The organism is Mucilaginibacter jinjuensis (genome assembly GCF_028596025.1).
GTDB lineage: Bacteria > Bacteroidota > Bacteroidia > Sphingobacteriales > Sphingobacteriaceae > Mucilaginibacter > Mucilaginibacter jinjuensis.
On the sequence record NZ_CP117167.1, the window covers coordinates 4,138,646 to 4,151,407 of the forward strand.

7 protein-coding genes are annotated in these 12,762 nt (G+C 39.6%); 2 read left to right on the plus strand and 5 right to left on the minus strand.

The features are described 5' to 3' along the window. Positions 1 to 238 precede the first annotated feature (238 nt). The 5 genes from PQO05_RS18035 to PQO05_RS18055 all read right to left on the minus strand — a co-directional run bounded on the left by PQO05_RS18035 (position 239) and on the right by PQO05_RS18055 (position 7,467). A complete protein-coding gene (locus PQO05_RS18035; RefSeq protein ID WP_273628830.1) occupies positions 239 to 694 on the minus strand; it encodes a MarR family winged helix-turn-helix transcriptional regulator in 456 nt (151 codons plus the stop codon). A 108-nt stretch (positions 695 to 802) separates the two neighbouring features. After that, a complete protein-coding gene (locus PQO05_RS18040) occupies positions 803 to 1,171 on the minus strand; it encodes a hypothetical protein (protein WP_273628831.1) in 369 nt (122 codons plus the stop codon). A 152-nt stretch (positions 1,172 to 1,323) separates the two neighbouring features. After that, a complete protein-coding gene (locus tag PQO05_RS18045; protein WP_273628832.1) occupies positions 1,324 to 1,833 on the minus strand; it encodes a hypothetical protein in 510 nt (169 codons plus the stop codon). Between the two features lie 45 nt (positions 1,834 to 1,878). Then, positions 1,879 to 5,205: a TonB-dependent receptor gene (locus tag PQO05_RS18050; RefSeq protein WP_273628833.1), complete on the minus strand. Its 3,327-nt coding sequence runs from the start codon at positions 5,203 to 5,205 to the stop codon at positions 1,879 to 1,881. Between the two features lie 333 nt (positions 5,206 to 5,538). Further along, a complete protein-coding gene (locus tag PQO05_RS18055; RefSeq protein WP_273628834.1) occupies positions 5,539 to 7,467 on the minus strand; it encodes a 7TM diverse intracellular signaling domain-containing protein in 1,929 nt (642 codons plus the stop codon). Positions 7,468 to 8,036: 569 nt separating this feature from the next. Here PQO05_RS18055 and PQO05_RS18060 point away from each other — a divergent pair. Then, a complete protein-coding gene (locus tag PQO05_RS18060) occupies positions 8,037 to 11,153 on the plus strand; it encodes a SusC/RagA family TonB-linked outer membrane protein (RefSeq protein WP_273628835.1) in 3,117 nt (1,038 codons plus the stop codon). 11 nt (positions 11,154 to 11,164) lie between these two features. Then, a complete protein-coding gene (locus PQO05_RS18065) occupies positions 11,165 to 12,697 on the plus strand; it encodes a RagB/SusD family nutrient uptake outer membrane protein (protein ID WP_273628837.1) in 1,533 nt (510 codons plus the stop codon). Positions 12,698 to 12,762: the final 65 nt, after the last annotated feature.

A 12,762-nucleotide genomic window follows, 5' to 3' on the forward strand; every position in this document is an offset into this window, starting at 1 on the left:
TGACTAAGGAAAAAGATCCAGACCTATTAAAAGCCGGGATTATGCGGTACTGCAATAAAATTATAGAGTGGGTTCCGGGATTATAAAACAGAGCCCCTGGGGTATACCTAAATGTAGGCAGTAACATCTAAAAAACAAAGAGGTGTTTTCACGGTATTTATTCTCGCAAAAAGGCCTGTAAGTTATGCACTTACAGGCCTTTTCATTCTATAATCCCATCGTTTTTATGAGTGGATCATTACACGGCAATATCAACTTTTTTCATACTTAATATATCGCCAAGATTGGTGTTGATCACTTTTAAAACGCGAAGGCAATTATACATTTCCTGCCAGGTGATCCCCTGCGTAACATTGTCTTCAAAATGCTGAAATGTGTTTTCCAGCCCCTCCAATACCTTATTACCCTTTTCGGTCAATAAAACCAGCCTGCCGCGCCTGTCTTTGTAGTTTATAGCGCGTGTTACGTAACCATTATCCTGTAGTGTATCAATAATTGGTGCCATGTTTGAGCGTTCGATATTGAGGTTTTCACACAATTTTTTCTGGGTCATTTTACCGCCAAAGCGCGATAACTGTATGATGATCTGGTAGTGTTGCCTGATATCGCTTTGCTCAAAAAATGTGTTTAAGTACTGATGATATGCTTTGTTGGCCAGCTTAAGTTGCAAGCTGAACTCTTCTCCGAAATTCATGAATTAAGATCAATAAATAGCACCCCTTCCCTGCTATTTGGCAAGTGGGCACAGATAAAACAATAAAATACATTGACTTCGGGGTATTAAATGTATTTATTGTTTATTTCAGATCAGAAGCGTTCGGATGCGCAGATAAAGATTATCTGAATTGGGGACTTTTAAATGCCGGTACAACCACTTATTAAAAGTGGTGAAGTGCTTACTTGTAGTAAACAGTAAAAAGCCGGCACAGCAAAGTATTACGGCCAGGTCTTTAAGGGTTAATTTAACCGGCGGAGTTGTAAAATGATAATTAGAAATAAGCCCCCATGAATTAGCATGAATATATGCCGGGCTTATGTGATGTTTATGTTCAGTAGTATTAACAGGCAGATGACGGGCATCTCCCCTTAAAGCAGTAATTATAGGGCTTACCAAAAGCATATAAATGCTTAACAGTAACAATACAGTTTTTAATAAAACAGACCTGCTCACAATATTTAAACTAATTAGTAAGCAAATATCATATATAAATTTTAATAAAAAATATTACTGCATTTATTTAATCAAAACTTAACGGTGTAAATAATGCATAAACAAAAAGGCTGCTCACAATTGAGCAGCCTTTCTTAAACTAAAAATCTAATTTATTGCGCTGTTGTCTTAAAAAAAGCCGACTGCGTAATAGATGAGTTTTTCGAGTTATCTGCATTGTAAGCAGTAGCCCGTACACCATAAGTACCACCATTAGTTAAACCTAATAAACTAAGTTTTAGGTTAATTGTACCTGCATACACGTTTGTGTTAGGATAGGTAGTTGATTGCAATGTATAGCCAATGGTATGATTGGTTACCGTGGCTGTTGATGATTTATCCTTACCAGTCCATTGAGCAAAATCAATAGTCTTAATTACTGTCGAACCATTAAGTATTTCTACCTTAAATGCACCTGTTGCCATATTGGTTGTGGTTGCACCAAAGTTTAGTTGTAAAACTGTATTTGATATGGTAAAAGGGCTCACTTGCTGATAGCCAAGGCTGCTTAACTGCAAAGCAGGTAGCTTAGGCTCAATCCCTCCGATATCGGCTTTTTTTGTGCATGAGAACATGGTTAATGTCAACAGCATCATCAAAGTCATGATTATATTCTTTTTCATTGTTTTCTATTTAAAATTCTTAACAATACTTTATCCTATCGCTGATTAAAAGATATACTTAGCACCAATTAATAAGCTCCAGGTGGTACCAGAAGTAGCATCAACAAACGGCGTATTTACTAATTGGCCGTTTAACTGACGCATGTTGTAGCTTGGTACGCCATTATTATCAATGCTGGTATAAGTAAGCGGGCTTGTGAAAGTAGCCTGCTTTTGTACACCCCAGTATTTGCTTAATAAGTTAGGTAAGTTTTGTACAACTGCACTTAACTGCAAAGTATGTTTCTGGTTATTTTTACCGGTGGTGATATAGAAGTCTTGTAATAAGTTGGCATCTATACGGTTATACCATGGGAAATAAGCAGCGTTTCTTTTCGCGTACTGGCCCCTGTGTTTTTTCAGATACGGAGTATTGTTGATAAACTGCTCCAGAGCTGCTGCTTGTTGTTGTGGCGTATAAGTATACACTACACCGTTTACAGTTGCCGTATAAGAAGCAAAGGTTAACTCATTTGCTTTTTTAGGGATATACATCAGGTCTGATGATGCGTTTCCGTCACCATTGATGTCACCATTGATGCTATAGCTGTAACCCCCGAAACCTTGTGCAGATCCCTGGTAAAATAAACCGATAGTAGTAGCAGCATGATCAAGATAAGTAAACCTGTATGATGCATAAGCAACTACACGGTGAGGTACAAAGTTTGGCGTATTGCCTAACTCTACATCATTGCTGGTACCAACGTTGGTAGTAGAAGCCCAAACGCTTGCTGCTGTTGAACCTGCTGTGCTAAATGCCTCCTCTGCCTTGGTGTAGGTGTAAGATGCAGAAGCAAACAATCCGTTTTCAAATCTTTTGGTCAATTGCCCTGTTAAAGATGCGGCATATCCCTTATTGGTATTCTCTAATATTACAGCTGTGCTGATATTAGGATAAATTAAACGATCGTTAGCGGTAACCAGGTTATTGGCGCCTGTACCTACGTAACGCACCCTTGACTGGTCGCCTTCGTTAAGTACGCCGGTAGGTGCTTTAAGGTTGGCATTACGCATACGGGTTGCATTAATATCTTTAGTATACAAACCTTCTACAGTAGCAATGAAGCCATTACCAAGGTTTTTCTCTACAGCCGCGTTAACCCTGAAAACTTGCGGAAATTTAAAGTTACGGTCAATTAATACCGTTGACGGCTGGATGGCAGTACCTGCAGTTTGTGGGAACAGTGAAGCGTAAGTGCTTGGATCTTTTACCAATTTAATGTTCTTCAGCTGATCTGCAGTTGCAACACCACCAAAGTTATACATACCGCTGTTGCTTGGTCCGTTGGTTAAGAATACGTAAGGAACACGGCCTGTAAAAATACCCATACCTCCACGTAACACCAATGAATTATCATCCAGGAAACTTGCCCTGAAACCAATTCTTGGCGATAGCATGATTCTTGATTTTGGCCATAAACCAGAGTTATATGATTTCATGTTACCGTTTGCATCCGGCAATAACATAGCTGTCATTTGCGGGTTTTCAATCGGGTCTTGCAGATAAATGCTCTTGTCGGCACGTAAACCGTAAGTAAGTTTAAAATTGCTGTTTACGGTGTACTCATCCTGTGCATACAAGCTTAAAGTACCCACTTTTAAGTTAGCCGAGAAAACTTTGTCCTGGCCCGGTACCAATGAGTAGTTGTAGGTAAATTGCAGTGGCGTACGGTCGTTCAGGAAATCATCTAATGAGTTATAGATGTATGAACCTGCTGCACCCGGCATAAAGGCATTGCCAATACGCTGGTACTCGTAATTAACACCGGCTGTAATGGTGTGCTTACCTGCATAATAAGTTAAGTTATCATACAAACTGGTGGTGTTATCAATAACCTCGTTGTATTTGGTATATGGATCAGAACCTGCGGTAATGTAGTTACTGCCCTGGCCATTAAAAATATCGATGGTTGGGAAGATATCGCCTTTAGAAGTTCTTGGGTTATCGTACTTTTTGAAGGTTAACAGTAACTGGTTTGATAATTTAGGGCTGATAGAGCTGTTTAACTCGGCAGTACCTGTGGTTACCTTATTGATAAAACCGTAGTTTGAGTTTGCAAACGCGATAGATTGGTTACTGTAACGGTTGTTAGGCAAACCACCTGTACCGCGGGTTGTTGTTCCGCCGGTAGCATTGGTGTAAGAGTAAGGCCCGTTGTTTGGCGTACTGCCCGCGTTAATTTGCTGATCGCTGGTAGCGTTTAAGTAGCTGTATTTAACAGTCAGCTTGTTTTTATCGTTGATGTTCCAGTCTAACTTAACCAAAAACTTAGTGTTCTGCGGCTTAAATGCTTCAAAGTTATCGTAAGCGCCGGTTTCGTAACCAAATTTGGTTCTCAGGTAATCAGATACCTTAACTAAATCTGCAACAGGAGTTGCAGCCATTGTACCGTTGCCAGAACCACCGGTTGGCGAATAGTTAATGCCTGGTGAAGTAGATGTTTCTCTTTCGAAGTTACCGAAGAAGAATAATTTATTTTTGATGATCGGGCCGCCTAAAGTAGCACCGTAAATTTTAGTGCTGGCTTTAGCAACGTTATTACCAATGTAGTTATCGCCGATATTGTTACCGTTAAACGATTGATTTTTGTAATAAGTGTATGCAGAACCATGGAAAGTGTTAGTACCGCTTTTAGTAGTTGCGTAAACACCTGCACCGGTAAAGCCTGATTGCTTAACATCAAACGGCGCCACGTTTATCGAAATCTCATCATAAGTTTCGATAGAAATTGGCTGTGTACCACCACCTGGTAAAGGCTCGTTAGATGTACCGAACGTATTATTGAGGTTGGCACCATCAACAGTTACACTGTTATACCTTGGGTCGCGGCCGGCAAAGCTATTACCGCTTGCCTGTGGCGATAAACGGGTAAAGTCTGTTATGCTACGCGAAAAGGTAGGCAAAGTTGCCATTGATGCCCTGTCGATATTAGTACTTGCGCCTAAACGAGCGCTGGCAAGGCGTTTGGTTCCTTTAACAGTAACCGCCGCTAACTCTACACCCGTTGCCGACATATTTGAATTCAGGATGTAGGGCTGGCCTAATTGCAGGGTAATATCGGTATAGGTTGATTTGCTGAAACCTATATAAGATATTTCAACCTTGTAAGGGCCGCCTGTACGCATACCCGGGATGCTGTACAAACCATCTTTATTGGTTACCACAGCGTAAACTGTACCAGACGGTACGTGTGTGGCCCTTACGGTTGCACCCGGTAGCGTGACGTTTTTATCGTCTTTAATTGTACCAGACATACTGCTGGATGTTACCTGTGCAAAAGCCTGTATCATTGTAAACAGGCAGAGCATGGAGAGAAGTAAAAATTTCCTCATTTTGTTGTTTTGTTAAGTCCTTAGTTTCGAATGGCAAAACTAAATAATGAGGAAACGCGGTAGGATTAAGGCTCAGTCATGCTTTGTTAAACATGACGTTACCAATGGCTATGCGGCATAGCTAATAAATGCAAAATAACAGTCAGGAAAATTGTTGGAGGATAAAAAAGATGCCTGGTGCAGCCCAAAACGCAATCAGAATAAAATATTCAAGATTAACTCTTCATCCGCTTAAAGATCATTTTTCAATGATGACCTTTAAACGCAGAGATTGGTATCTTATTTTAAGCCATGATGCAATTTCAGTTTATCAGCATTTTTATGTTGAGACACCTATTCATCATGGGCGGTAATAATTAACCTGCTCCAACCCAAATTTGTGTTTCTTTTTTCTCTTTTCCTATCATCCATCACCTTTTTTACTTTAATGGCATACTGCCAGCAGGTGCTTTGGCGAATGCCTAATTTTTCTGAAAGCTGATAGGATGATATTGAACCCTTGCTTGTATACATCAGGTATACTAAATAAAATGCCTTATTAATAGGTATGCGGCTATTTTGGAAAATAGTGTTAAACAATACAGATTCTTCGTAACGGCACTTGATACACCGGCGGCTATAAGGGGCGCGGCCTTCGGTATAAGTTGTATTATTGCATTTCACACACTCAAACCCTTTGGTCCATTTAATTTCGGCCAAAAACTTATTGCATTTTTCCTGGTCAGGATACTTTGCGCTAAATTCTTCAAAAGAAAGTTCGGTAGAAAGTGCCCGGGCATCAGTTACCTTTTCGATATTATCTTTCAGCTGGATGTTATCCTTTTCGAGCAAAACATTCATTCTCGAAATTTCTGCGGCCTGCAGCTCCAATTGTACGTTAATGGCTACGAGGTTATAATTTTGTTCTTCAATAATGTGGGCTTGCTCAAATATTTTTTGCGACTTCTCAATCACCTCTTTTGTTCGGATCTTAACTTTTTCTTCCAGTTCCTGGTTAATAGAATCTTTCAATTCATTATTAATAGACATCTGCTTAAAAGTTTCTTCCTGGGCGATATCCTTTTCCTTACGCAGCAGCCTCACCTGGTCGCCGATGGCGAAAGAGAGAAACACCATCTCCAATACAAAACTCCCACTCAGGCTATAATGGCCTATAAAGCCAGGAAAATTAAAAAGATACTTATTATACCCTAATACCATGATGGCCTTGGTAAAGAAGCCGATGAAAAGAAAAGTGTAGCCTAATACAAAAAAGCGGGCGGGTTTATAGCCACGCTGCCATATCGTGATACCTGTTATAAAAGCGGTAACCAGGGGTACAAATTCTACAAACTTGTAATAAAACAGGCTTTTATCAAAGCAAAGGCAAACAACAAAAAACAGTGTTCGCAGTACTAAAATATAGTTAATAATGCGGTACAGAATTGGGGCCTTAGTTTTAACATGCAAAAGCTCTTTGGTAAATATGAGCGCAAAAATGCTGATAAAATATAGCGCCGTGCCATACGCATACTCGTTCCAACTGGGAGAGTTAGGCCATATATATTGAAAAGCAATGCCGTCTATACTCATTTCATATAGCCCGATACTTAAAATATATAGCACATAAAACAGATATTCTTTTTTCTTAACTGCCATAAACATAAGCAGGTTATGAAAGCAAAAAATCAGGATCATGCCATAAAACAAACCAAACGTAAAGTATTCGGTAAGGGCATAGTATATAAAGTAATGGAGCGTGCGGTAAACTATAATTACGTTAACAGATTCGCGCGAGCTTACCTTAAAATAATAAGTATGCTCGCCAATACTTTGGTTTGGAATTAAAAATTCAAAGTTCTTATGGTTGAACAGTCTTTTTTCAAAATTGAGGGATGCCCCTGTCCTGCTGGCTACATAATTCCCTTTCGAATCCGGGATATAGGCTGTAATATTCTCAGTGGTTTGGTCAAAAAATTCAAAAATGGAGGGCTTATTTAAAATTTTTTCGGTAAAATTTAATTTAACCTTATACCAATATGTAGATTCATGATGATGGTTTTTAGGGTAATAATCTTTGTTTACCTCAAAATAATCTTTAAACCTACCATCTGTTATATCGCTGAATGTTAACTTATTAGAAGTATCTTCGAAGCAATAAATCTGATGTTGAGAAAATATATTGTGCTCCAGTTTGTTATCTATAGCAACAACATCCTGCGAAAAAGCTCGCGCAGATAACAATACACAGATAATTAAAACGAGATTAATGCGTTTAATCATTAGTTCGACCAAAAAGTTTAATTAAATAGGTTGTTATAAATTGGTTTACAGACTCCCGTGGCGGGGTGTGTAAGGCAAATCTAATAATTAAACAATACAATCATATATGTTGAAGTATGATTATGATATTTATATATCATCGTGTATAATTAACACAATCAAAAACTACTCTTAAAAAGGCTTATTCTGCCTTTAAATTCATTTTTTTTTCGTGTGATTTAACCGTATTGATGTGCTTACAGCCATTAGTGCAAATAGTGCCCTGTAGCCTAACTACAACGTTTTCATTGATTCTAATTCAAGGAGCACCAACCGTATTAAAAAGATTGTAATTTATTAATTATCAATACTTTATGAGAAAAAACATTTGTTTTTATCATTTATGTTTCGATAATTTTGATCGAAACAAATGCGCTTAGTGTCTCAAATACGCTTTTGTTTATAACCAATTGTAACTAACATGTTTAACTTTTTAAAACCCTTTAATGCCTATGGCTAAACGCGTCCGTATGGATATTTTTTTAGCAGCAAATCGCTGTAACTTGACAATAGACCCTATAATTTAAATTATGAGAAAAAAATTTACACTATTCATTTTCTTGCTTTTTGCCACCTGCTCGTTAGCAATGGCTCAAACTATTATCAGAGGTAAAGTAACCGATAACAACGGCCAAATACTTCCCGGCGTTACCGTTAAAGCAAACGGAACCCCTGCTACTGCAGTAACAGATGTTAAGGGTATGTACTCTATTAAAGTACCGCCAAATGCTTCACTAACCTTCTCTTTTATTGGTTATGCAACCCAAAATGTACCGGTGGGCAGCCAGGATATCATCAACGTAACTTTAAGTATCACCCAAAACGACCTTAACGAGGTTGTGGTAGTTGGTTACGGTACCCAAAAGAAAAGCGTTGTAACCGGTTCTATCTCCAGCGTATCTGCAGCGCAATTAGAGAACATGCCGATTAACCGTGTTGAGCAAGCCTTAGAAGGCCGTGTTTCTGGTGTAACCATTGCACAAAGCTCAGGTTCACCAGGTGCAAGTTCTACTATACGTATTCGCGGTTATACCTCGTTCTCTAATAATGCCAATAACGATCCGCTTTGGGTTGTTGATGGTGTAATTGTAGATAACGGTGGTATCGGTTACCTTAACGAAGCTGATATATCATCAATCGAGGTATTAAAAGATGCAGCATCTGCAGCTATTTACGGTACACGTGCCGCAAACGGTGTTATTTTGGTTACCACCAAAAAAGGTAGAACCGGCCGTTTAGATATTAACTATAACGGTTTCTTCGGTTTACAATCACCTGCTCACAAGCTTAACATGCTTAATGCCACGCAATACGCCACGATCAGAAATGAATCGGCTACCAATGCTGGTTTAGCTGCTCCGTTTGGCAATCCTGCATCGTATGGTGTAGGTACTGATTGGCAATCGCAGATTTTTAGTAACAATGCAACAAGGCAAACTCATCAGCTTAGCTTTAGCGGTGGTGGTGATAAATCAACCTTCTTTACTTCATTTGGTTATCTTGATCAAAACGGTATCGTTGCAAAGCCAATTTCAAACTACAAGCGTATCAACTTCCGCTTAAACTCTACCTACATGCCGGCTAAATTTGTAACCATTGGCGAAAACCTGGGTTATGATTATGCTAAAACTCAAAGCATTGGTAACACCAACAGTGAGTTTGGCGGCCCGTTAAGTGATGCGGTAAACCTTGACCCTATTACGCCTACTACGGTTAGCGATATTAGCAAAACCCCTTTCCCAAGTGATTACAACAGCCAGTATATTGTAAGAGATCCAAATGGCAATGCTTATGGTATCTCGCATTATGTAGGCCAGGAAATGTCGAACCCATTGGCTTATATCCAAACCCACCTGGGTAACTACAACTGGGAGCATAATATCGTAGCCAATGCGTATGTAGAAGCAGACCCGATTAAAGGCTTGAAAATAAGGTCTTCATTGGGTACAAAAGTTGCTTTCTATGGTAATGAAACCTTCACCCCTACTTATTACTATAACCCTTCTGCCAGCAATACAAGGCCTTCATTTAACAGACAAATGAATACCGGTTTGGCATACAATTTTGAAAACACGCTGAGCTATGGTAAAAACATTGGCAAGCACAATTTCAATATCCTGTTAGGTCAGGGTAATTACATGGATAACGATACCAGAAACACAAACGTTACCTTTTACAATGTAATTGCAACTAATTTTAACCAGGCCAACCTAAACTACAAACCGGTAACTGCTGACAGAACTGCCGATGGTAGCGATGGTACAGAACACACCATTACTTCATTATTTGCACGTGCAACCTATAACTATGATGAAAAATACCTGTTAACAGGATCTATCCGTCGTGATGGTTCATCAAGGTTTGGTGATAACAACAAATTTGGTGTTTTCCCTGGTTTTTCTGCCGGTTGGGTGGCATCAAGAGAAAGTTTCTGGCCAAAAAACAACGTAGTTAACGTATTAAAATTCAAAGGTGGCTACGGTGTAACCGGTAACGACGCAGGTATTGGCGATTTCGCATTTAACGCAACAGTTGGCGGTGGCCGTAACTATACCTTCGGCACAGGTGATGCAAGTACAATTGGCTGGAGCCCTAATGCACCATCAAACCCTAACCTGAAGTGGGAGCAAACGCAACAAACCGATTTTGGTTTTGAAGCTACTTTGTTCAACGACTTTAACCTGAACGTTGACCTTTACCGCAAAAAAACAGTTGGTGTATTACAAACCCCACCACTGCCAGGTTACTTAGGCTATTTCTCTAACATTGCTCAAAATTATGGTACCTCGCAAAACGAAGGTGTTGATATTGAGTTAGGATACAACAAACGTCTTGGCGATTTCAGATTAGGTGTTATCGGTAACATCAGTTTCCTGAAAAACAAAATCCTGTACATAGCACCAGGCGTTCAGTTTGTTGAAAACCAGGCTGGAAATTTCCAAACTATGGGTAACGTTTCACGTTCAATCGTAGGTGGTTCATTCAATGCTTTCTATGGTTACCAGATGTTGGGTATATTCCAGTCTCAAGCCGAGATTAACAGCTATGTAGGTCCAAACGGCACCCCTCTTCAGCCTAATGCTAAACCGGGTGATGTTAAATTTGCCAACCTTAACGGCGATAACGTAATTGACCCGAACGACCGTACCGTAATTGGTAACCCGATCCCTAATTTTACTTATGGTGCAACTTTAAACCTGGGTTATAAAGCGTTTGACCTGGTTGTGTTTGGTAACGGTGTACATGGAAATCAAGTTTTCCAGGGTTTACGTCGTTTAGATATTGGTAATGCCAACTATCAAACATCAATTTTAAACAGATGGACCCCAAGTAACCCATCTAATACCATGCCGAGAGTTGTAGATACTGACCCTAACAGAAACTACACTAACTTCTCTAAACTTTATTTAGAAAGCGGTAGTTATTTCAGGTTTAAAACAGTACAAATCGGTTATACTATACCTCAATCTATTTCTAAAAAGGCTGGTATAAATAAATTACGTGTTTATGTAATGAGTGAAAACCTTGCTACAATTACCAAATACGATGGTTATGATCCTGAAATTGGTGGTAACGTGTTAGGTATTGATAAGGGTGTTTATCCGCAAGCACGCTCGTTTATGCTTGGTGTAAATGTTGGATTTTAAAAAAAATAAAGATGAAAAAGAAAATTACATACGTACTTGCCATGGCTGTTGGTTTACAACTGCTGGGTTCATGTAAAAAGTATTTGGAAGTAAATCCGGAGGAAAGGATTTTAGAAACAGATTATTATAAAACTCCGGATCAGGCTTTTGCTTCTTTGGTTTCTGTTTACGATATGGTTGGTAACCAGTCATCTGGCTACCTGACTAAAACAGATATCATGAATGTTGGTTGCGATGATCACTTTGCAGGCGGTGCCAACTCATCGGATATCGGTGATTTACAAGCAGTAGCTAAGTATACCTTCAACCAAATATCAAACGCAGGAGCTGTTACTTACTTATGGAACAAAGGCTTTACAGGAGCATACCGCGCTAACGTGTTTTTAAAACACATTGGTGATGTACAAATGGATGCAGCCACAAAAGCCAGATATATAGCAGAGGCTAAATTATTACGTGCCTACTTCTATTTTGACCTGGTTCGTTTCTACAAAAACATCCCGTTATTGCTGGATCCGGTAGATCCATCACAAATGTTTAATGTAGAGCAGGTTTCTCCTGACGCAGTTTACGCACAAATCATTACCGATCTTAAAGCGTCAATCAATGATTTACCCGTTACCGTACCTGCTGCAACACAAGGCGGCCGTGTAACACAGGGTGTTGCGCATGCTTTACTGGGTCGTGTATACATGTGGCAAAAAAATTATGCTGCCGCTGCAACCGAGTTAGCTTTAGTAAATGGTACCCCAGGCGGCACAAGCCAGTTTGGTTATAAATTGGTTGCCAATTTTGCCGACCTATGGAGCCCTAAAAATAAATTCAATAGCGAATCAATTTTCGAAATTGTATTTAACTCAACATCAAACGGTACCTGGAGTAGCGTTGGTGGTACAGAAGGTAACCTGGAGTGTATTTTGGTTGGTCCACGTAGCTACAGCCCTAAAGTTGCCGGTGCACCTGATTATGTTTCTGGATGGAGCGGTCAGCCGTTCACAGATGATTTCTGGAACCTGATCCACAAAGATCCACGCAACAAGCCAACGGTAGCTAACTTAGACAGTTTAGAAACCAATGGTATTGTTTCTTATCTACATGCTTACCAAAACACAGGTCACTTTATTGAAAAATTTGCTGGCCGTACTTCTACCAAGGCTGCAAATGGACAATTGGAGTTAAACTTCCCGTTAGATATGTATGAGATCCGTTTGGCTGATACCTATTTATTAGAGGCAGAAGCCCTGTTACAATCTAACCAGGGTGTAGGCCCGGGTACACGCGCATACCAATTGTTTAATGCAGTTAGGGCACGTGTTGGTTTAGCACCTATAGCTGTAACCTTAACTAACATTAAAACCGAGCGCCGTTTAGAGCTTGCAGGCGAAGGCCAGCGTTGGTTAGATCTTGTACGTTGGGGTGATGCTGGTACAGTGTTAGCTTCAAAAGGCTTTGTGGCCGGTAAAAACGAAATTTTCCCGATACCACAAAACGAATTGAACAACACCAAGCTTCAACAAAGCAAAGAGTGGGGCGGTACTAAATAATTTACATTTAATTAGTACCCCACAAACAATAATTTATAAAACTAAGGAAGCGGTATCATCCGCTT

Coding starts and splice junctions, on each gene's coding strand:
- PQO05_RS18065 (WP_273628837.1), top strand. CDS start 11,165: ATGAAAAAGAAAATTACATACGTACTTGCCATGGCTGTTGGTTTACAA.
- PQO05_RS18035 (WP_273628830.1), bottom strand. CDS start 694: ATGAATTTCGGAGAAGAGTTCAGCTTGCAACTTAAGCTGGCCAACAAA.
- PQO05_RS18045 (WP_273628832.1), bottom strand. CDS start 1,833: ATGAAAAAGAATATAATCATGACTTTGATGATGCTGTTGACATTAACC.
- PQO05_RS18060 (WP_273628835.1), top strand. CDS start 8,037: ATGAGAAAAAAATTTACACTATTCATTTTCTTGCTTTTTGCCACCTGC.
- PQO05_RS18055 (WP_273628834.1), bottom strand. CDS start 7,467: ATGATTAAACGCATTAATCTCGTTTTAATTATCTGTGTATTGTTATCT.
- PQO05_RS18050 (WP_273628833.1), bottom strand. CDS start 5,205: ATGAGGAAATTTTTACTTCTCTCCATGCTCTGCCTGTTTACAATGATA.